This is a genomic window from Pseudomonas sp. G11 (assembly GCF_029457515.1).
GTDB lineage: Bacteria > Pseudomonadota > Gammaproteobacteria > Pseudomonadales > Pseudomonadaceae > Aquipseudomonas > Aquipseudomonas gorinensis.
On the sequence record NZ_CP120377.1, the window covers coordinates 1,241,092 to 1,263,053 of the forward strand.

Consider the following 21,962-nt stretch of genomic DNA (forward strand, 5'->3'; position numbering starts at 1 on the left):
TGATGAAGTTAGCCATTGTTACCGCCTGCCCGAACGGTATGGTCACCAGTGTGCTGTGTGCGCGCTTGCTGGACGCTGCCGCGCAGCGCCAGGGGTGGAGCACCAGCGTCGAAGTGGTCGACGTGCAGCGCCCGGAACGGCAGTTGTCCCAGGCGATCATCGACGACGCCGAATGGGTCTTGCTGGTCAGCAGCACCCCGGTGGACATGCAGCGGTTTGTCGGCAAGCGCGTGTTCCAGAGCACTCCGGCGCAGGCGTTGCAGGACGTTGACGCGGTACTGCGCCGTGGCGCAGAAGAAGCCCGGGAGTATGTCGTCAGCCAAGCCTCGGTGGCGACGAAGCAGGCCCCGCGTATCGTCGCGATTACCGCCTGCCCGACCGGTGTCGCGCACACCTTCATGGCCGCCGAAGCCTTGCAGCAGGCGGCCAAGCGACTGGGTTATGACTTGCAGGTGGAAACCCAGGGATCGGTCGGCGCGCGCACACCGCTGAGCCCGCAGGCGATTGCCGACGCCGACGTGGTACTGCTGGCGGCGGATATTGAAGTCGCCACCGAGCGCTTCGCCGGCAAGAAGATCTACCGCTGCGGCACCGGCATCGCCCTCAAGCAGGCCGAAGCGACTCTTAATAAGGCCCTCGCCGAAGGCGCCGTGGAAAGCGCGGCCAGCGGTGCGGTAGCCAAGTCGGAAAAAACCGGGGTGTACAAACACCTGTTGACCGGTGTGTCGTTCATGTTGCCGATGGTGGTGGCGGGCGGCTTGTTGATCGCCTTGTCATTTGTGTTCGGCATCCATGCCTTCGAAGAAAAAGGCACCCTGGCAGCGGCCCTCAAGACCGTTGGCGACCAGGCCTTTATGCTGATGGTGCCGCTGCTGGCGGGCTATATCGCCTACTCCATCGCCGACCGTCCGGGCCTGGCCCCCGGCATGATCGGCGGGCTGCTGGCCGGTACGCTGGGCGCCGGGTTTATCGGCGGGATTCTCGCCGGTTTCCTCGCCGGCTACTGCGTCAAGCTGATCACCCGCGCGATACGTTTGCCGCAGAGCCTGGAGGCACTCAAGCCGATCCTGATCATCCCGTTGCTGGCGAGTTTGTTCACCGGCCTGGCGATGATTTACCTGGTCGGCCCACCCGTGGCGCGTCTGCTCACGGGGCTGACGGATTTTCTCAGCACCATGGGCACCACCAACGCGGTGCTGCTGGGCATTCTGTTGGGCGGCATGATGTGTGTCGACCTCGGCGGGCCGATCAACAAGGCCGCGTACGCGTTCTCCGTCGGCTTGCTGGCGGCATCGAGCGGCGCACCGATGGCTGCGACCATGGCGGCGGGTATGGTGCCGCCGATCGGCATGGGCATCGCCACGTTCCTGGCGCGGCGCAAGTTCGCCCAGACCGAGCGTGAAGCGGGCAAGGCCGCGATGATTCTGGGCTTGTGCTTTATCTCGGAAGGCGCGATCCCGTTCGCCGCCAAGGACCCACTGCGGGTGATCCCCTCCAGCATCGCTGGCGGTGCCCTGACGGGAGCGCTGTCGATGTACTTTGGCTGCAAGCTGGCGGCGCCCCATGGTGGGTTGTTTGTGTTGATCATCCCGAATGCGATGAACCATGCGCTGTTGTATCTGCTGGCGATCGTCGCCGGTAGCCTGCTGACCGGGCTGGTGTATGCACTGATCAAACGTCCGGAAGCGGTGGAACTGACGGCCGCGCCCGCCCAAGCCTGACGCCATGGACAATGTGGGTGGGGCGGTGTCATATCCACTTCATCCACGCGTGTTCAACTTGCCCTTTTGATACTCAAGAGGGCACCTGCATGAGCCACTTCGACCTTGGCCGTCGCCGCGTGATGCAAGTCGTCGGCGCCGGCCTGTTGCTGCCTGGCCTGGCGCCGGCGGTAATCGCGTCGGTCAAAGACCGTCCGCAACTGACCGATGGTGTGCAGTCCGGCGACCTGCTCGGTGATCGCGCGATGATCTGGAGCCGCAGCGACCGCCCGGCGCGGATGGTGGTGGAGTGGGACACCCGCAGTGTGTTCAGTAACCCGCGCCGATTCGTCTCGCCGCTGGCCGACAGCTACAGCGACTTTACCGCGCGTGTCGAACTCACCGGCCTGCCCGCCGACCAGGCGATTTTCTACCGCGTGCACTTCGAAGATGCCCAGACCGGCGTCGCCAGCGAACCGTGGTTCGGCCACTTGCGCAGCGTGCCGCAACAGCGCCGCGATATTCGTTTTGTATGGAGCGGCGACACCGTCGGCCAAGGCTTCGGGATCAATCCGGACATTGGCGGCATGCGCATCTACGAAGCCATGCGCCTGCGCTTGCCGGACTTTTTTATCCACAGTGGCGACACCATCTACGCCGACGGCCCGGTCCCTGCGCAACTGACCACCGAGGGCGGGCGCATCTGGCGCAACATCACCACCGAAGCCAAGAGCAAAGTTGCTGAAAGCCTCGACGACTATCGTGGTAACTACCGTTACAACCTGCTGGATGAAAACGTGCGGCGCTTCAACGCCGAGGTACCGCAGATCTGGCAGTGGGACGACCACGAGGTGGTGAACAACTGGTCGCCGAGCAAGCAGTTGGATGAGCGTTACCAGATCAAGGACATCAACACCCTGGTCGGCCGCGCGCGCCAGGCGTGGCTGGAATATTCGCCGATGCGCCGACAAAGCGCCGACGGTGGCGGGCGCATCTACCGCAAGCTCAGTTATGGCCCTTTGTTGGATGTCTTCGTGCTCGATATGCGCAGTTATCGCGGCCCCAACGACGACAACCTGGGCGGCGAAAAACCCTTCCTTGGCCGTGAGCAACTGGACTGGCTCAAGCGCGAACTCAAGGCCTCCCAGGCCCAGTGGAAGGTGATTGCCGCCGACATGCCTATCGGCCTCGGTGTGCCCGACGGTGAAGTCAGCCCCGGCGTGCCGCGCTGGGAAGCCATCGCCAACGGCGACCCAGGCCCGGCGCAAGGTCGTGAGTTGGAGATTGCCGAATTGTTGGGGTTTCTACGTGCCCAACAGGTACGCAACCACGTGTGGCTGACGGCCGATGTGCATTACTGCGCGGCGCACCATTACCACCCGGATCGTGCGGCGTTCCAGGATTTCGAGCCGTTCTGGGAGTTCGTCGCCGGGCCATTGAATGCGGGCAGCTTCGGTCCGAATCCGCTGGATAAAACCTTTGGGCCCGAGGTGGTGTTCGAGAAGGCCCCGCCGGCGCAGAACACCTCGCCGTTTGCCGGGTTCCAGTTTTTTGGCGAGGTGCAGATTGATGGGCAGACGGCAGAGTTGACGGTGATGCTGCGCGATCTGGATGGGGTTTCAGTGTTCGAGCAAAAGCTGCAACCGGTCTGACTTGGAATACAGTCAAAAACTGACTTGAAATACAGTCAAAAACTGTGGGAGGGGGCTTGCCCCCGATAGCGGTGTATCAGTCAATTCATGGGTTACTGACCCACCGCTATCGGGGGCAAGCCCCCTCCCACATAGGTTCTTCAGTGGCTAGAGGATCTCAGTACACGTCGCGACGATAGCGGCCCTGTTCGATCAGGCGCTCCACCACCTCGCTGCCCAGCACCTCATGCAGTACTTGATCCACCCCGGTCGCCATCCCCTGCAAGCTTCCACACACATAAATCGCCGCACCGTCCGCCAGCCATCGCCGCAACACGTCTGCCGATTCGCGCAGGCGATCCTGCACGTAGATCTTCTCCTCCTGATCCCGGGAAAACGCCAGGTCCAGCAGGGCCAGGTCACCACTGGCCAGCCAGCCTTGCAGCTGGTCCTGGCACAGGTAGTCGTGGGCGATATTGCGCTCGCCGAACAATAGCCAGTTGCGCTGTTGGCCGTTGGCAATATTCGCCTTGAGCAAGCTGCGCAGACCGGCCAGGCCGGTGCCGTTGCCGAGCAGGATCAACGGTACTGGCACCTGCGGCAGGTGGAAGCCGCTGTTGCGGCGCAGGCGCAGGCTGATCGCGGTGCCAATGGCGGCATGTTCGGTGAGCCAGCCGGAGCCCAGGCCCAGGCTGCCGTCCGGGTGGCGCTCCTGGCGTACGATCAGTTCGAGTACGCCGTCGCTGGCAATCGAGGCGATGGAGTATTCGCGCATGCCCAGCGGCACTAACGCGTCCACCAGGGCCTGGGCATGCAGGCCGACCAGGTGCGTGCGGTTGTCCGGCAGTTGGCGGGTTGCCAGGGCCTGGTCGAGGGTGTGCGGCAGGCCGTCGAGCAGGACTCCATCGCTGCCAGCCAGGCCCAGGCCCCCCAGGAAGCGTTCGATGGCCTGCGGGCCATTGCGTGGCAGGATTTCGACCAGGTCGCCGGCTTCCCAGGACTGGGGCGACGGGCTGGTGAGGCCGAGCAGGTAGACGGCCGAACCGGCGCTGCCACGGTTGAGCAGGGTGCGTTGGCTCAAGGTCCAGTTTTCATATTGGGCGGTCGGCCAGGCCGCCGTCGGTGCGTGGCCGGTTAACTGCCCCAGCTGTTGTTGCCAGTGCAGCAGCGCAGCGCTGTCGCCGCTGTCGACTTCCACCGGGGCGAACAACGGGGTGCCGCCCTGGTGGGTCAGCCAGAAATGCAGGCGCCGGGCAAAGCCGCAGAAGTGTTCGTACTGGCGATCACCCAGGGCCAATACCGAGTAGTTCAAGCCTTTGAGGGGCAGGTTCTGGCCCAGCACGCTGCGTTCGAAAACCCGCGCGCTGTCCGGGGCTTCGCCGTCGCCGAAGGTGCTCACCACAAACAGCGCATGTGCCGACTGGCGCAGGTCTTCGGGGCTTACGCTGCCCAGGGACTGCACCTTCACTGGCAGCCCCGCGGCCTGCAATTGTCCGGCGGTCTGCCAGGCCAATTGCTCGGCAAAGCCGCTCTGGCTGGCAAAACCGATCAGCCAGGCCGCTGCATCGCTGGGGTTGGCTGCCAGGCCGTTGCGCGCATCACGCACCTGGCGTTTTTTGCGGCGACGGTCGAGGTACAACAGCCAGCCGGTGATAAAGAACAGCGGCATGAGCAGCGAACTGACGGTGAGGACAATCCGTCCGACCAGGCCGAAGTAACTGCCGGTGTGCAGCGCATAGACACTGGTCAGCAACTGCGACTTGAGGCGCTTGCTGGCGTAGCGGTCATGGGATTTGACCTCGCCGGTGGCCGGGTCCAGGTTGAGCTGGTTGAGCGCGCGATCATGGGGGGAGTTTGCCAGCAGGTAATACACGATGGCCGGTTGCCCGGCGACCGCCGGCATGCGGATGTTGTAGGCGCTCAAGCCGGGGCCGGCGTTGCTGTAGATGCTGCTCCACATCGCGTCATAGTTGGCGACCGGCGCCGGCCCCTGAGGGGGTGGACCACGCTTGCGCATCCGCTCGTTCTGCGGGGCGTCGGACAACAGTTTGGTCACGCCTTGGTTGTACCAGTCGTAGGACCAGTACAGCCCGGTCAGCGCGGCCAACAGGTAAAACAGCAGGCACCAGGTGCCGAATACCGAGTGCAGGTCCCAGTTGAAGCTGCGGCCTTTTTTGCGCCAGTCCAGGGTCAACCACGCGCGCCAGCTCGCCACTTGGCGCGGCCAGCGCAGGTACAGGCCGGACAGGCAGAAGAACAGCAGGATCAGGGTGCAGGCCCCGGTGATTTGGCGGCCGGTTTCGCCCATGGCGAGGAAACGGTGCAACTGCAGGATAAAACCGAACACGTCCTGGCCGACGGCATCGCCCATATAGTCGCCGGTGTAGGGGTCGAAGTAGCGCATCTGGCCACGGCGTTCGCCGGGTGGCGGGGTGAAGGACACGCGCGCGGCGTTGCCGCTGTCACTTTCCACCCACAGCATCGAAACGGTCTTGCCTTCGGTGGCTTCGAGCTTGCGCACCAGTTCGGCGGGTGGCAGTACGCCGGCTTCGCGCTTTTGCACGAACAATACGCTGGGGTTGAGCGCGCGCAGGATTTCATCCTGAAACGAGACCGCAGCCCCGGTGATCCCCATCAAGGCCAGCACCAGACCGGCAGTGATGCCGAAGAACCAGTGCAACTGGAACAGGGTTTTCTTCAACACGTCGGACCGCCTCGTCTATCTGGATATGTAGGGCACGGCGCGCATTATGCCGTGGCTGTTCGAGAAACATTCTTTTTTACACGCAAAAAGCCCCACGCATCCGATGCGTGGGGCTTGGGCGAGCGGTTGACCGCCTTAGAAGTGGAAGCTGGTGGTCAACAATGCCGTACGGCCGGCTGCCTGGTTGGCGAAGTGGGTCGAGAACGCCTTGTCGTAGTAGGTCTTGTCAGTCAGGTTTTGCACGTTCAGTTGCAGGTCGACGTTCTTGGTCAGCTTGTAGCTGGCCATGGCGTCGAAGCGGGTATAGGACGGCACGTAGACTGTGTTGCCTGCGTCGCCGTAGACATCATCGACGTAGAACGCGCCGCCGCCGATGGTCAGTTTCGAGGTGATGTCGTAGGTGGTCCACAGGCTGAAGGTGTTCTTCGGCGTGTTCGGCATCTGGTTGCCTTTGTTCGAGCCCGTACTGACGACGCCGTTACGTCCATTGAGGCCGGCGCTGACCAGTTCGCTGTCGAGGTAGCTGTAGCCAGCGAACACTTGCCATTGTTCGGTGAGCTTGCCGCTGGCGGATAATTCCAGGCCGTCGACGCGGGATTCGCCGGCGTTCTGGTAAGTCAGGGCGTCGACCAGGATGCGGGTGTTTTTCTTCTCGGTGCGGAACACCGCAGCGGTCAGTGACAGACGATCGTGGAACAGGTCCCACTTGGTGCCCAGCTCGTAGTTGACGGTCTCTTCCGGTTGCAGGTCGCTGGTGGCGGCGCCCGCAGACAGTGGGTTGCCGTCGGCACCTTCACCCACCAAACCACCGGCTGGCGTTGCCGAGGTGGCATAGGACGCATAGATACTGCCGTTCTCCACCGGCTTCCAGACCAGGCCGGCCTGCCAGTTGAAGAACTGGCTGTCGTCCTTGATCTTGGTGCGGCCGGTGGTGGCATTGGTGTTGGCTTCGGTGTCGAAGGTGTCGTAGCGCAGGCCGACGTTCAGCAGCCATTGCGGGTCAAGTTCGATGGTGTCGAACACATAGGCGGCACGGCTGGTGGCCTTGGTGTTGGTGCCGTTGTAGTTGCGTGCGACGCTGCCGGTCCAGGCATCATCCGGGGTTGGGTTGCTCAGCGACGTACATTGGCCGCCCAGGCTGCCCTTGACCACGGTGCACGTCGGGTTGGCGTTGGGGCTGACCGTGTAGCCGCTGACGCGGGTTTCTTCGCCGGTGAACTCCAGGCCGGTGGAGTAAGTGTTCTTGAAGCCCAGCGCCTGGAAGCTGCCGAACAGATCGGTCTGGTTGGTGGTCGTGGTGGTGGTTGAGACACGGGTGTTGGCGCGGCGCCACACGGTGCCGTACTTGTTGACGTTGAGTTTGCTGTCGTCCGGTTGCGTGAGCACGTAGTCCTGGCCGGTGCTGCCATGGCGCAGGGTGTTTTTCAGCGTCATGGTGTCGTTCAAGTCGTGCTCGAAGGAAAACGTGCTGATGTCAGCGCGGGTCTTGCGGAAGTCGCGGCTCTTGAGGCCATAGAAGTTATTGCTGTCGCCACCGTCGTTGGGTTTGTCATGCACGTGAGCGGTGGCGGTCGAGGAGCCGTAGCCGTAGGGGATTCCCGAGTCCGGCAGGTCGTCGCTTTCCATGTGGTAGTAGCTGACGTTGACGCGGGTCGGCGTACCCAGGCCGAAAGTCAGCGAGGGCGCTACGCCCCAGCGGTCGTAGTTCACGGCGTCGCGACCGGCCACGTTTTGTTCGTGGCTCATCAGGTTCAGGCGGAACGCGGCGGTGTCGAGGAACTGACGGTTGACGTCGAGCACATAGCGGCGCGTCTGGTCGGAACCATAGGTGAAGCCACCATTGGTGAAGTCCCGCGCTTGTGGCGTCTTGCTCACCAGGTTGAGGCTGCCACCGGCCGAGCCGCGCCCGCCGAACGAGGAATTCGGGCCCTTGCTGACTTCAATGGATTCAATGTCGAAGATCTCACGGCTCTGGCCGCCGGTGTCGCGTACGCCGTCCAGGTAGGTGTCGCCCTGGGCGTCAAAACCACGGATGAACGGGCGATCCCCCTGTGGGTTGCCACCTTCGCCGGCGCCGAATGTAATGCCCGGTACTGTGCGCAAGGCGTCCTGCAACGAGGTGGCGGCGGTGTCCTTGAGTACCTGTTGCGGCACCACGGTGACTGAGCGCGGCGTATCCACCAGCGGCGCGGTGTACTTTTGCGAAGAGGCTTTTTCGACCTGGTAGGAGGTGTTGTCCTGTTCTTCGCCGGTGATGCTGGTAGCCCCCAGGGAGATGCTGTTGCGCTGGCCTTTCTGCCCGGTGTCTTCGGCCGCTTGCGCCAGGTGGGCGACGGAGTTGGCACCGAGGGCGACGCCGATGGCCGAAGCCAGCAGACGTGGTGAACTGGCAGGTGTTTTTAGAGTGGTGCGCGACATGACGTGTCCTTTCCCCAAGGATGTGAGGTCGCGAAATATAGGTGTAACAAGATTTTATATCAATTGAGATACATTGCTATTTGTACTGAATTTACATTCTTTACACTTTTGGCTTACGGTTTTTACACGCTCATCCGTCTAGGCGTTTTACAGAGAGGATAAGAATCAATACCATTGGCGCCTCTTCGTTCCCAGGTATCGTCCCATGCTGCTGCACATTCCCGGCCTGTTCTCTCGTGAGGAAGTGCTGCGCATCCGCCAAGCCCTGGAAACCGCCGATTGGGCCGACGGCAAAATCACCGCCGGGCACCAGTCCGCCAAAGCCAAGCACAACCTGCAATTGCCCGAAGGCCACCCCTTGGCCAAGGAAATCGGTGCGGCGATGCTCGAGCGCTTGTGGCAAAACCCGCTGTTTATGTCGGCAGCGTTACCGCACAAGGTCTTCCCGCCGTTGCTTAACTGCTACACCGCAGGAGGCAGTTTCGACTTCCATATCGACAACGCCGTGCGCCAGCCCAAGGGCAGCCATGAGCGGGTACGCACCGACCTGTCGTCGACGCTGTTCTTCAGCGACCCGGAGGACTACGACGGCGGCGAATTGGAGATCCAGGACACTTTCGGCCTGCAACGGGTCAAGTTGCCGGCCGGCGACATGGTGCTGTACCCCGGCTCCAGCCTGCACAAAGTCAACGCGGTAACTCGTGGCGCACGCTACGCCTCGTTCTTCTGGACCCAAAGCCTGGTGCGCGAAGACAGCCAGCGCACCTTGCTGTTCGAAATGGATGGCGCGATCCAGCAACTGACCGCCGCTGTCCCCGACCACCCGGCGTTGATCCAGCTCACCGGCACTTACCACAACCTGTTGCGCCGCTGGGTCGAGGTCTGAGCATGGGGTTTTTATTGCGGCGTGAAGAAGTGCTCAACGTCGAGCAATTGCAATCCATGCTCGATGACTCTCCCGTTCGAGCAGCCCAGGCGATCCTGATCGCGGCCAAGGAGGGTGTGGTCGACGCCCAGGCTTTACTCGGGCAAATCCTGCTGGAGGGCCGTGGTATCGAGTGCGATGAAGCGCTGGCACTGCGCTGGTTCCAGATCGCGGCCCAGGGCGGGCACCGGATGGCGCGCAATATGCTGGGACGTTGCCGGGAGCATGGCTGGGGGAGCGCCGTGGACGAAGCGGCGGCGGCCCGTGAATACCGGCTGGCGGCAGACGCCGGGTTGGATTGGGGGTTGTACAACTACGCCAATCTGCTGGCCACCGGGCGCGGTGTTGCCGAGGATCAACCCCATGCGTTGGCGTGTTATCGCCAGGCGGCAGAGCAAGGCCACGCCAAGTCGATGAACCTGCTGGGGCGCTATCTGGAAGAGGGGCAGTATTGCCCGAGGGATCTGGATGCTGCCGTGGCCTGGTATCGACGCTCAGCCGAAGCCGGCGATTTTCGTGGCCAGTTCAGTTATGCAGCGGTGCTGGCCGACAAGGGCCAGGTCGACGCGGCGCTGGAGTGGTTGCGCAAGGCGCTGGCCGGCGGGAACCTGAAGTTTTTGCGAGTGGCGCACAAGGCGCTGGCGGCGGCGAATGATCCGCAGATTCGGGCGATGGCTGATGCCTACCGACAACGGGCCGCGAGCCTTTCCTGAGCCCTAAAAAAAACCCATGACACGTCATGGGTTTTTTTCAGCGCAGCGGTCTTAAATGTAGTACGACTTCAACGGTGGAAAGCCATTGAACTCAACGGCGCTGTAGCTGGTGGTGTACGCACCGGTCGACAACCAGTACAAACGATCACCGATCGCCAGGTTCAGCGGCAGGCCGTACTTGTAGTTTTCGTACATGATGTCGGCGCTGTCGCAGGTCGGGCCGGCGATGACCACTTCTTCCATCTCGCCTTTCTTCTCGGTCCAGATCGGGAACTTGATGGCTTCGTCCATGGTTTCGATCAGGCCGGAGAACTTGCCCACATCCGTGTACACCCAACGCTCGACGGCGGTACGGGATTTACGTGCAACCAATACCACTTCACTGACCAGGATGCCGGCGTTGGCGATCAACGAACGGCCCGGCTCCAGGATGATTTCCGGCAGGTCGTCGCCGAAGTCTTCCTTGAGGAAACGGATGATTTCCTCGGCGTAGGTTTCCAGGCTGTTGGTACGGGTGATGTAGTTGGCCGGGAAGCCGCCGCCCATGTTGATCAGCTTGAGGTGGATGCCGTCTTCTTCCTTCAGGCGTTCGAAGATCACTTTGACCTTGGCGATTGCCGCGTCCCACACGCTGATGTCGCGTTGCTGCGAGCCCACGTGGAACGAAATGCCGTACGGCACCAGGCCCAGGTCACGGGCGAGGATCAGCAGGTCCATGGCCATGTCGGTCTGGCAGCCGAACTTGCGCGACAGAGGCCAGTCCGCCGTGGTCGAACCTTCGGTGAGGATACGCACATACACTTTCGAGCCCGGCGCGGCCTTGGCGATGTTGCGCAGGTCGGCTTCGGAGTCGGTGGAGAACAGGCGTACGCCCTTCTCGTAGAAGTAGCGGATGTCCTTGGATTTCTTGATGGTGTTGCCGTAGCTGATACGGTCGGCGCTGACGCCGCGGTCCATGACCTTGTCCAGCTCGTAGATCGAGGCGATGTCGAAGCTCGAACCCTTGTCTTTCAACAGGTCGATGATCTCGACGGCAGGGTTGGCCTTGACCGCGTAATACACCTTGGCGAATTCGAAACCGGCGCGCAGGTCATCGTAGGCCTGGCTGATCATCGCGGTGTCGATCACCACGAACGGGGTTTCTTGCTTGTCGGCGAACGCCTTCATTTTGTCAAAAGTGGCGCGCGCGAAATAATCTTCGACGTTGATCGACATGCTGGGAACTCCTAAGGGCAAACTGATTTGATCAATGGGTGCAACTGAACGTCCTCCGTATCCCCACTTTGGTTCGCCTACTTCCCAAGGCATGTCGCCGAAAGCAAAAAGGCCATGGGGCTATCGCTACCCTTGGCCTTGCTGTCTCGTCGTCAGTACTTGAGCCGGATGGATCGTTTCCAGCATGGACGTTCGGCGCGAACTTTAGGACGTGAGGGGCCATAGATCAACTAAAAATGTCGCGTTTTTGCACGCGTTCGTCGCGCGATGGCGTGCAGCTACTTATGTAACCGACACGTGTGACGGAATGATGTTCCCCGCTGAGTGGTAATTGAGGCGATTTCCCTGACTCACCGAGGGGCAAATGTGGGAGGGGGCTTGCCCCCGATGGCGGTGTGTCAGTCACTTCATCAGTCACTAACACACCGCCATCGGGAGCAAGCCCCCTCCCACATTTTTTACCGCGTTGTGTCAGGCCAGGGCAGTCTCTGCAGGCGAAACAATACTGGTCTTGCCCCCACGCGACTTACCGGAACTCAGGTACTCGGCAATCGACTCCTGGGTCACCTCACCCAGGAACACCCGCTCCGCATCCATCACCGGCAGCCACGAGCGATTGAACTCGTACATGCGTGACAACAGGATGCGCAAATGCTCGTCGTACGCCGCCGTGGCGTTGAACTCACGCAGGTACTGGCCGCAGGTGCCGGTCTGACGGTGCAGGTCGCGACGGCGTACATAGCCGAGTGCCTTGTTCTCGGTGCAGGTGACTACCACATAACGGCGGTCAGTTTCGTCCATCAGCTCCAGGGCCTCGGCCACCGGGGTTTCCGGGCTCACCGACGGGGCGTTGTCGGCCGCATCTTCAGCCTTCACCAGCAGCAGGCGCTTGAGGGTGCTGTCCTGGCCCACGAAGTTGCTGACGAACTCATCGGCCGGATGCGCCAGCAGGGTGTCCGGATGGTCGATCTGCAGCAGCTTGCCGGCGCGGAAGATGGCGATCTTGTCACCCAGCTTGATGGCTTCGTCGATGTCGTGGCTGACCATGATCACGGTCTTGTTCAGCGCGCGTTGCATCTCGAAGAACTCGTTCTGGATCATCTCGCGGTTGATCGGGTCGACTGCGCCGAACGGCTCATCCATCAGCAGCAGCGGGGCATCGGCCGCCAGTGCGCGAATCACGCCGATCCGCTGTTGCTGGCCGCCGGACAGTTCACGCGGATAGCGATGCAAATACTGCTTGGGCTCGAGCTTGATCATGCTCATCAACTCGCGGGCGCGGTCGTGGCATTTTTGTTTGTCCCAGCCGAGCAATTTCGGCACGACCACGATGTTTTCCTCGATGGTCATGTTCGGGAACAGGCCGATTTGCTGGATCACATAGCCGATGTTGCGGCGCAGGGTCACTTCATCCAGGTCGGTGGTGTCTTCGCCGTTGATCAGGATCTTGCCCGAGGTGGGCTTGATCAGGCGGTTGATCATTTTCAGCGTGGTGCTCTTGCCGCAGCCCGAAGGGCCGAGGAATACGCAAATCTCGCCTTCGTTGACGGTCAGGCTTACGTCGTTAACGGCGGAGACAGTTTTGCCGTTGCTTTGAAAAGTCTTGGTCAGGTTTTGAAGTTCGATCATTTGAGCAGTCCTAGTAGGGGGTGTTCGCCGCAAATGGCGGAGCGCGTTGGAGCTGTGATCCCGCCGGGCAAGGCGTGGGACGCAGGAAATGTCGTTTCCTTTTCAAGTCCCACAACGCAGCCCGGCGGGATCACAGCTCCAACCCGGAGGGCCGTGCCCCACAAAGCGCAATCCGTCGTTGCTCGTCGTTCATTTGAAGAAACCAAATCTCTCTCCTCGCGCCTAGTCTTGCGCTTTGTGGGGCGACGGCGCGCCCGCCATTTGCGGCGAACACCCCCTACTCGTCAGCGAGCGTTGCAGCCATTGCAGAAGCAGGTCGGCGAAGATGGCCAGGAGACTGACCAACACGGCGCCAACGATCAGCATCGACATGTCGCTGCGGCTGATGGAAGCCAGAATAAGTACACCCAGGCCGCCGGCGCCGATGGTGGCGGCGATGGTCATCACACCGATGTTCATCACCACGGCGGTGCGCACCCCGGCGAGGATCACCGGCACGGCGATGGGCAGTTCGACCATGCGCAGGCGCTGGCCGAAGGTCATGCCGATGCCTTTGGCGGCCTCGCGAATGCCCGGATCCACACTTGTCAGGGCCAGGTAGGTGTTACGCATGATCGGCAACAGGGAATAGAGGAATACCGCGGTGATCGCCGGCATCGGCCCCAGGCCCTGGCCGAATTTGGAGTAGAACGGCAGCAGCAGGCCGAACAGCGCGATGGACGGTACGGTCAGCAGCACCGTGGCGCTGGCTTGCAGGGGGCCGGCGAGGGTTGGGAAGCGGGTCATCAGCACGCCGAGGGGCACGCCGACGACAATCGCGAGGATGACCGCGATGCCGACCAGGGTGATGTGCTGCCAGGTCAGGTGCAGGACTTGGGCCCAATCAAGATGGGAAAAGGCGTTCAGGAATTCCATGTCTTCTCCTTCTTAGTTGATCGGATGTTGGCGCAGGAAATCGGCGGCAACAGCGGATGGGCTTTCATGGTCGACGTCGACCCGCGCGTTCAACTCGCGCATGGTCTTGTCGTCGAACAGCGCGGCCAGGGGCTTGAGGTCAGCCTCCAGTTGCGGATGCGCGTCCAGGTAAACCTGGCGCACCACGGGGGCGGCGGTGTAGTCCGGGAAGTAGTGCTTGTCGTCTTCCAGCAGCTTCAATTTGAACGCGTTCAGGCGACCGTCAGTGGTGTAGACCAGGCCGGCAAACACCTGGCCATTACGCAGCGCGGTATAGACCAGGCCGGCGTCCATCTGCCGGGTATTTTTGCGCGTGAGGTTCATGTCATACAGCTTGACCATGCCGCCCATGCCGTCGGAACGGTTGGCGAATTCGGTGTCCAGGGCGACCAGGCGCGTGCCTTTGGTTTTTTCGGCCAAGGCTTGGGTCAGGTCACTGATGCTGTTGATCTGCGGGAATTCCTTGGCGACGTTCTCGGGCAGGGCCAACGCGTAGGTGTTGCTGAATTTCGACGGCGACAGCCAGACCAGGCCTTTTTTCGCGTCGAGTTCTTTCACCCTGGCGTAGGACTGTGCGCTGTCGAGCTTCTCATCGACGTGGTTGTAGGCCACCAGCGACACGCCGGTGTATTCCCAGATCAGGTCCAGTTGCCCGCTTTCCTGGGCACTGCGTGCCAGGTTGCTGCCCAGGCCACCGGTCACACGGGCGTCGTAACCCTTGGTGCGCAGGTACTGGGAGGTGATTTCGGCGAGCAGGGTCTGTTCGGTGAACACCCGGGCGCCGATGCGGATCACGGGTTTTTCAGCGGCGTGCGCAAAACCTGCAAACAGCAGGACGCAGCTCAATATCAGAGTCAGTTTTTTCATGTGATTTCCTTTGCCGAGCCTTAAGACGGACGCAACCCGCGTTCCAGCCAGAGGCGGCTGGCCATGGTCACCAGGCCGTCGAGCAGCAACGCCAGCAACGCGGTGCACGCGGCGCCGAGCAGCAGTTGCGGCTGATTGTTCAGGGCGATGCCGGGGAAAATCAGGCTACCCAGGCTGTTGGCGCCAATCAGGAACGCCAGCGGCGCGGTACCGACGTTGATCGCCAGGGCCACGCGCACACCGCCGATGATGATCGGCACGGCGTTGGGCAATTCGACGCGAAACAGCACCTGGCGCGGGGTCATGCCGATGCCGGTGGCGGCTTCTTTCAGCGAGCCTTGAACGTTTTTGAGGCCTTCGTAGGTGTTGCGCACGATGGGCAGCAAGGAGGCGAGGAACAGCGCGAAGATGGCCGGGCCGCTGCCGATGCCGAGGACGCCGAGGGCGATGGCCAGTACGGCCAGGGGAGGGACGGTGTTGCCGATGTTGAAAATCTGCATGAAGCGTTCTGCGCGCCCGACCATGTTCGGTCGGCTGAGCAGGATACCGGCGGGGATGCCCACAATCAGGGCGGCCAGCATGGAGACCAGGACGAGAATCAGATGAGCTTGCAGGTAAAACAATAAATCGTCGCGGTACAGTTCGATCGTGTTGATGCCGATCCAGTGGACCAGCAGGGCCAGGAGAGCGACGACAACCGCTCCTCCTATCAGCCCTTTGCCATAGCGAATAGCCACAGGCGGACTCCTTTTTTCTTCTGTCGGCGAACACATTCCTTCGTGGCATGCCATTCCTGGCTGTCTTCGAATGTGGTCGCGAAAAGCAGCTTGCCAATGCCGGCAAAAGCGGCATGAGGTCAAGCCATGAGCGCAGCCTCGTCAGGCTAACTTGCTGATTTTTCAGCCCCTGTTCCGAGTGCGGTAGCAGGGGAGTGGACGTCTCTACCTTTTAAAAGGTTCCACACTTGGCAGTATTTAGCCACCCCCAATGGGGTGAACGGTGGTCCGCCAGCCTGGGTTTGCGCTATACTCGCCGCCCTTTTTTGACTCACCTGCCAGGCGATTTCCCATGACCCACCAGGCCGCCGAAGTCGCGAAACGCCGCACTTTCGCCATTATTTCCCACCCCGATGCCGGTAAAACCACCATCACCGAGAAGCTCTTGCTGATGGGCAAGGCAATCGCAGTGGCCGGCACGGTGAAATCCCGCAAATCTGACCGCCATGCCACCTCCGACTGGATGGAAATGGAAAAACAACGGGGTATTTCCATTACCACGTCGGTCATGCAGTTTCCGTATCGCGATCACATGATCAACCTGCTCGACACCCCGGGCCACGAAGACTTCTCCGAAGACACCTACCGCACCCTGACCGCGGTGGACTCGGCCTTGATGGTCCTCGACGGCGGTAAGGGCGTCGAGCCACGTACCATCGCCTTGATGGATGTGTGCCGCCTGCGTGATACGCCGATCGTCAGCTTTATCAACAAACTCGACCGCGATATCCGCGACCCGATCGAACTGCTCGATGAAATCGAAGCGGTCCTGAAGATCAAGGCTGCGCCGATCACCTGGCCGATTGGTTGCTACCGCGACTTCAAGGGCGTGTACCACCTGGCCGACGACTACATCATTGTCTACACCGCCGGCCACGGTCATGAACGTACGGATGTGAAAATCATCGAGAAGCTCGACTCCGACGAGGCCCGCGCCCACCTGGGTGACGAGTACGACCGTTTTGTCGACCAGTTGGAACTGGTGCAGGGTGCCTGCCATGAGTTCAACCAGCAGGAATTCCTCGACGGCCAGTTGACCCCGGTATTCTTCGGTACGGCCCTGGGCAACTTCGGGGTCGACCACGTGCTCGACGCCGTGGTGGACTGGGCGCCGCGCCCACTGCCACGCGTGGCCAACGAGCGCACCGTGGAACCGGTGGAAGAGAAGTTTTCAGGTTTCGTGTTCAAGATCCAGGCGAACATGGACCCCAAGCACCGCGACCGTATCGCCTTTATGCGCATCTGTTCCGGCCGATACGAAAAAGGCATGAAGATGCGCCACGTGCGTACCGGCAAGGACGTGCGTATCGGCGACGCCCTGACGTTCTTCTCCTCCGAGCGTGAGCAGCTTGAAGAAGCCTACGCTGGCGACATCATTGGCTTGCACAACCACGGCACTATCCAGATCGGCGACACCTTCACCGAAGGCGAAACGCTGGGCTTCACCGGCATCCCGCACTTCGCCCCGGAACTGTTCCGCCGTGTGCGCCTGCGCGACCCGCTGAAATCTAAGCAGTTGCGCCAAGGCTTGCAGCAATTGGCGGAAGAGGGCGCGACCCAAGTGTTCTTCCCCGAGCGCAGCAACGACATCATCCTCGGCGCTGTGGGCGTGCTGCAGTTCGATGTGGTCGCCAGCCGCTTGAAAGAGGAATACAAGGTTGAGTGCTCCTACGAGCCAATCACCGTGTACTCCGCGCGCTGGATCGATTGCAGCGATAAGAAGAAGCTGGAAGAGTTCTCCAACAAGGCTGTGGAAAACCTTGCGGTCGACGGCGGCGGTCACTTGACCTACCTGGCGCCGACACGGGTCAACCTGGCGCTGATGGAAGAGCGTTGGCCGGATGTGAAATTCCGGGCTACTCGCGAGCACCATTAAGGTCTGAGCGGTAAGGAGAAGGGCGAAGCTGTGATGGCTTCGCCCTTTTTTGTGGGACTTCCCGATGAGTGCCTATAGTGGCTTTCTAAATATTTATCTGTGGTTTTTTTCTTATAAAGCAGTAGTTCAATTCCTTCATATAAGTAGCTTTATTCTATTTCTTTGTTCGTCTTGATTTTCATGATGACAAGGGTTTTTCCTACGTCTAGCTTCTATGTCGCGCTACCCTATTTTATGGAGTAACTACAGATGGATAATGCTAATCCGGCAGCGGCGTTAAGAAGCGTGGAAGGAAGAGTCAATGAAAGGGTCGCTATTTTAGAACGCTACTACGATTTACTTTCACAAAGTTCTGCCGGTTTTGAACCGCCTAGTTCTAATGGCGGGTTCGAACCGTCAATGGAACTGCCGTTATTAAATGAGCCTATGCGCCAATTTCTTTCAGTAGCGACAGCGCAGTTTTTTGAGCTTGGAGAGTATAGGGACGTACCACTACGCTTGCTTGATCTGAGAGGAAATCCAAATACACAAACAACGAAAACACTTGCATCGACTCTGATAGTTGCTCGCGCTATCTGTCATATCCAGAAAACAGGGGAGAGGATTTTACTGTTTTCACCTTCCTCGGGAAATAAGGCAATAGCATTGCGCGACGCTGTACTGCGTGCCCTGCAAGCAAAATTGGTTGATGAAACACAACTGAGGATTATTACACTGACCCCAGCCCAAACTGTCGAAAAGCTTAGGTCTACAGAACTATATGACAACCCTAGGCTTCGTGCTCTAAATCCAATTTTCGTGCTAGATACGGACTCGCCAGAACGAGTGAAGGTGATCGGTCAGGGTTTTAAGGAGGCGTTTTCTAGGGCGGGGATCAGCGACCTAAAGTTATGGCATTCGCTACGCCTTGAAAACTACCGCTTTTCTGACCAAACCCGAGCGTTTTTTGACTTCGAATACGGAGACGCCTGGGATGTGGGCAGAAAAACAATACATGTGCATGCAGTCTCAAGCGCATATGGACTCTTAGGCTATTTGTCAGGCGTAAAATTTTTAAGGGAAAACAACCACGCTGTAGCATCGCCATCATTTCTATTGGTCCAGCATTTGGCTACAAGTGACATGGTACTCCACATGCTGGATGGTGATTTTTCCGGAACGTCTACGCCTCACTATTCACGTTTGGTCGGCGGACTATGGGGGCAATCAGCATCCCCACATTTTCCTGCTACGACTTGGAGTCCAAGTGAGGTCCTTGAACCAACTTTTTATACACATCAGCCTACTACTGCTGATGAGATGACTGCAGCAATAAGAGAAGGCGGCGGTTCAGGTATTGTTGTATCTCTTCATGAATGCTTGCAGCGTTATAGCGAGTGCGTGCAATTATTAGCGAATACGCCGGTGAAGCTACCCTCAGACCCTCGGGATCTCAAGGAGTGGTCATTAGTCATGGCGCTCTGCGGGTGTTTGAATGCAATTGATCGTGAATTATTAACGCCGAGTAACGGATGTACCATACATGCTTCTGGCTCCTACTCATGTCAGGATTATAAACGCATCCCTGCAAATGGTTTGACTTATATAAACACTGCTGAAGAAATGCTGGCGTTTTTTCGCTAGCGTTAATCATAAAGTTGGGTTGTGAGTATGTCGGTAGATAAGTTATGCCATTTTCGCGTTGTCAAAGGGTACTCTATATTAGGTGAAGAGGCTGAAATTACATATGTGGGTGTCAGAGAGGGTTTGGTCTATATTGCGCCGTTTATAGAAGAGCGTTTTTTCGAACGCTCATCTGTAGTCCGCCAAGGCGCTTTTGAATGGAGAGAGCTTGAATGCTTTCTGCAAATAGTCAAAAGCGAGATGTTATGTCTAATGGCCCCTAAGACGATCATTAGCCACTTTGCGCTGGACGGTGATGTTGTGGGGGTAAGTCGTATCCATCAGGCGGTTGATGTGTCTGGACCCTGGGATGACATAAAGAGCCAGCTGTCTAAAAGAGAGGGTAAGCGGCGAGAGCAATGTGTCGCTCAGGGATTTCATTACAATGTTTCGTTTGAAGATCATGATTTTTTTGAGTTTTATCACTCGATGCATTTGCCAACGATGAAGAGTCACTATGGAGATCTGGCGCGTAGCGTCGAGGAAAAAGAAGCATACGCTCGCTTGTTCAAACAAGGTGTGTTGTTTCGGATATACGATGCCAAGGAGTGGGTCGCGGGAAGCGTTTCGCAAATTGATAAGTCTGGTCGGATACTAAATGCGCGGCTAATCGGAGTTAAAAATGGGAGCGGTACTTATCGAGTTAACGGCTCTCAAAACTTTGTTTATCACTCAATTATAGAGTGGGCGGCGAATAATTCAGCTATTGACTATGTTGATTTTCAGGGGTGCGAGCCATTTCTGACTAAGGGGACGTTTCAATATAAGAAACGGTTTGGTACGAAAGCTGTTATTCCGGAAAATAATTTCGGTGATTGGCGTTTGCTTATTCGGATGGCAGCACTTAGCCCCTCAGTCAGGTATTTTTTAATAAATAACCCTCTGTTAATAGAGGCTGGGTGTAAGTCGTTAAAGGCGCTATATTTTTACGATGCAAATAATGTTGCGCGCTTAGATATTCCGTTCGAGTCAAGAGGAATAGATGGGGCGGTGTTTCGGGATTTGGATTCGCTATATGGTTAGGTTTAATTTCTTTGCCTCTCGACTTAACCCTTATTTCAGTCAAGTGGCTTGGGTGCTTGCATCACTGATTTTTATTAATCGAGTGAGCGCCATGGTCAAGCTGTTTATGGCGCTGTATCTCCGTCAAATTCTGGGTTTGCCATATTGAATGGGTCGGCTGGTTGTTGTCGGGTTATGGTGTCGGCCTTTTAGTAGGTTCGTTGGGTGGGGGCTTATTAAGTGATCATGTCCCTTGCGCAAAACTTACTCTAATACTTTTATTCGGATGTGGCATCGTACTGGTTCTCTTGGGGCTTAGTACGAATTTGTATGTGCTTGCTGGGCTTCTGGTATTAGGCGGTGTATTTGATGGGGCCATTCGAACGCTGCACCAACGTTTAATTATGGAATATTGTGACGTGATGGAAAGGCCTCGGGCCCAGGCATTGAATCGCGTCGCAGCGAATTTAGGAATGGCGGTTGCAGGGGTGATGGGCGGTGCATTAGCACAAATCGACTTTCGATGGTTGTTTTTTGTCAGTGCTGCGGTGATGTTTTCTGGGCTTCTGTGGTTTGCCTATTCGATTTTACATAGAGCTGTAGAAGTGCCGTGTGTTCCAGACGACTTCAATAAAACTTCCCAAAAGCCCTACAGAGACCGATCTTTTCTCTGGCTATTGGCGGCCAGCGTTTTACTTGGACTTGCCTTTGAACCGATCTACAGCATGCTTGGGAATTACTTGATTGACTACTATCACCTCGGTGCGGACTTTATAGGATGGCAATTTGCATTGAATGCTGGATTGATTGTGGTGCTGCAAATTCCAATTTCTCACTGGACTGAGCGCTGGGGGGCTCGTCGCCAGATTTTAACCGGCAGTCTGCTGCTTGCTGTTGGGCTAAGTATGTTGCCTTTTGGCTCTCACCCATTTTATGTTTTTATATCAACTGCACTTTGGACGCTTGGCGAAATTCTGTTTTTGCCGACCCTCAGCGTACTTGTTATGCAGTTTGCGCAATCTGGTAAAAGCGGGCATTACTTCGGTCTTTTTTCTGTTTGCTGGAGTGCCAGTGCCGTTTTTGGTCCGGCATTGGGCGGACAAATTTACGGTTTGTTCGGTGGGCATAGCATTTGGGTGGTAACAGCTACATTGGCAATGTGTTCAATGCCCTTTATCTATCAAGCCACTCGTTTCGAACCCGAACCCTTATAGATTCCTGGTATTTATGGAGACGCGTTGGCCGGATGTGAAATTCCGCGCGACCCGCGAGCACCATTAATTCCTGAGCGTCGCCAAACAGAATGTGGGAGGGGGCTTGCCCCCGATAGCAGTGTGTCAGCCCGTACATTGGGGGCTGGCACTCCGCCATCGGGGGCAAGCCCCCTTTCACATTTTTGCTTTCGACCAGGCAGGGGATTGGCAAGAATCCGGCATCGGGACTAGCGTCAACGCTGGCGGTACTAAACGGCCGCCGTGCGCGATTCACCTACTGACCGGACGGAATCAACCATGAATATTGTTCAACGCTTAGTGTTGTTGCTGAAGGTACTGGTGCTGTTGTCGTTGGGAATGTCGACGGCCTGGGCACATAACCCGGTGCAGAGTGGGGCGGCAGTGTCTGCGGCGCAGAGTGGGCATGGCAAGGTCCTGCAACTGGCCAAGTCCGAAGCGGAGCCAGGCGACGAGGGCCAAGGTGGCAGCAAGGACGATGACGACTCCACCACCGACGAGCCGGACGATGACAACCCGGATGATGAAGGCGATAGCCAGACGTAGACCTGGCAAAAAAAAAGCCCCTCCCGCCCGGTTGATGCGCAACCTGACGGGAGGGGCTGTAGAACGCGTTAGCCCCCAACCTCTGTAGGAGCGAGCTTGCTCGCGAAAAAAC

Annotated in this window: 16 protein-coding genes; 9 read left to right on the forward strand and 7 right to left on the reverse strand. The window is 58.6% G+C overall.

Translation table 11 applies throughout. From position 1 onward, the window contains the following. Positions 1–2 precede the first annotated feature (2 nt). Both P2T68_RS05610 and P2T68_RS05615 read left to right on the forward strand, forming a co-directional pair. Positions 3–1,721, forward strand: coding sequence for a PTS fructose-like transporter subunit IIB (locus P2T68_RS05610; RefSeq protein ID WP_277379136.1), 1,719 nt, complete (start codon positions 3–5; stop codon positions 1,719–1,721). Positions 1,722–1,810: 89 nt separating this feature from the next. After that, positions 1,811–3,352 (forward strand): alkaline phosphatase D family protein, encoded by a 1,542-nt coding sequence (locus P2T68_RS05615; protein WP_277379137.1) that lies wholly within the window; start codon positions 1,811–1,813, stop codon positions 3,350–3,352. 157 nt (positions 3,353–3,509) lie between these two features. Here P2T68_RS05615 and P2T68_RS05620 read toward each other — a convergent pair whose 3' ends face one another. Then, positions 3,510–6,035 carry a sulfite reductase flavoprotein subunit alpha gene (locus P2T68_RS05620; protein WP_277379138.1) on the reverse strand — a complete coding sequence of 842 codons (2,526 nt, stop codon included), beginning with the start codon at positions 6,033–6,035 and terminating at the stop codon, positions 3,510–3,512. Positions 6,036–6,170: 135 nt separating this feature from the next. Continuing rightward, the gene (locus tag P2T68_RS05625; protein WP_277379139.1) at positions 6,171–8,453 is read right to left on the reverse strand and encodes a TonB-dependent siderophore receptor; all 2,283 of its coding nucleotides are present in this window, start codon (positions 8,451–8,453) and stop codon (positions 6,171–6,173) included. A 205-nt stretch (positions 8,454–8,658) separates the two neighbouring features. On the opposite strand from P2T68_RS05625, the gene P2T68_RS05630 reads away from it, so the two are divergent. Next, on the forward strand, positions 8,659–9,339 hold the full coding sequence (locus P2T68_RS05630; protein WP_024073402.1) for a Fe2+-dependent dioxygenase: 681 nt from the start codon (positions 8,659–8,661) through the stop codon (positions 9,337–9,339). Between the two features lie 2 nt (positions 9,340–9,341). Beyond that, a complete protein-coding gene (locus P2T68_RS05635; protein ID WP_102624189.1) occupies positions 9,342–10,091 on the forward strand; it encodes a tetratricopeptide repeat protein in 750 nt (249 codons plus the stop codon). A 51-nt stretch (positions 10,092–10,142) separates the two neighbouring features. Here P2T68_RS05635 and P2T68_RS05640 read toward each other — a convergent pair whose 3' ends face one another. From P2T68_RS05640 to P2T68_RS05660, 5 genes are all read right to left on the reverse strand, one after another. Beyond that, positions 10,143–11,306, reverse strand: coding sequence for a type III PLP-dependent enzyme (locus tag P2T68_RS05640; RefSeq protein ID WP_024073404.1), 1,164 nt, complete (start codon positions 11,304–11,306; stop codon positions 10,143–10,145). A 471-nt stretch (positions 11,307–11,777) separates the two neighbouring features. Then, complete coding sequence (locus tag P2T68_RS05645; RefSeq protein ID WP_024073405.1) at positions 11,778–12,935, reverse strand: ABC transporter ATP-binding protein; 1,158 nt, start codon at positions 12,933–12,935, stop codon at positions 11,778–11,780. A 222-nt stretch (positions 12,936–13,157) separates the two neighbouring features. After that, entirely contained in the window at positions 13,158–13,850 is a 693-nt protein-coding gene (locus P2T68_RS05650) for an ABC transporter permease (protein WP_168232455.1), read from the reverse strand. A 12-nt stretch (positions 13,851–13,862) separates the two neighbouring features. Continuing rightward, positions 13,863–14,756: a glycine betaine ABC transporter substrate-binding protein gene (locus P2T68_RS05655; protein ID WP_024073407.1), complete on the reverse strand. Its 894-nt coding sequence runs from the start codon at positions 14,754–14,756 to the stop codon at positions 13,863–13,865. 20 nt (positions 14,757–14,776) lie between these two features. Continuing rightward, positions 14,777–15,493: an ABC transporter permease gene (locus tag P2T68_RS05660; protein ID WP_004372306.1), complete on the reverse strand. Its 717-nt coding sequence runs from the start codon at positions 15,491–15,493 to the stop codon at positions 14,777–14,779. 331 nt (positions 15,494–15,824) lie between these two features. Here P2T68_RS05660 and P2T68_RS05665 point away from each other — a divergent pair, with 331 nt between their 5' ends. From P2T68_RS05665 to P2T68_RS05685, 5 genes are all read left to right on the forward strand, one after another. Then, positions 15,825–17,408 carry a peptide chain release factor 3 gene (locus P2T68_RS05665; RefSeq protein ID WP_024073408.1) on the forward strand — a complete coding sequence of 528 codons (1,584 nt, stop codon included), beginning with the start codon at positions 15,825–15,827 and terminating at the stop codon, positions 17,406–17,408. A gap of 249 nt (positions 17,409–17,657) precedes the next feature. After that, the gene (locus P2T68_RS05670; RefSeq protein WP_277379140.1) at positions 17,658–19,031 is read left to right on the forward strand and encodes a DUF6002 family protein; all 1,374 of its coding nucleotides are present in this window, start codon (positions 17,658–17,660) and stop codon (positions 19,029–19,031) included. 27 nt (positions 19,032–19,058) lie between these two features. Continuing rightward, on the forward strand, positions 19,059–20,093 hold the full coding sequence (locus P2T68_RS05675; protein WP_277379141.1) for a hypothetical protein: 1,035 nt from the start codon (positions 19,059–19,061) through the stop codon (positions 20,091–20,093). 164 nt (positions 20,094–20,257) lie between these two features. Further along, positions 20,258–21,286, forward strand: a complete 1,029-nt coding sequence (locus P2T68_RS05680; protein ID WP_346772495.1) for an MFS transporter — start codon at positions 20,258–20,260, stop codon at positions 21,284–21,286. 297 nt (positions 21,287–21,583) lie between these two features. Further along, a complete protein-coding gene (locus P2T68_RS05685; protein ID WP_024073409.1) occupies positions 21,584–21,850 on the forward strand; it encodes a hypothetical protein in 267 nt (88 codons plus the stop codon). Positions 21,851–21,962 lie beyond the last annotated feature (112 nt).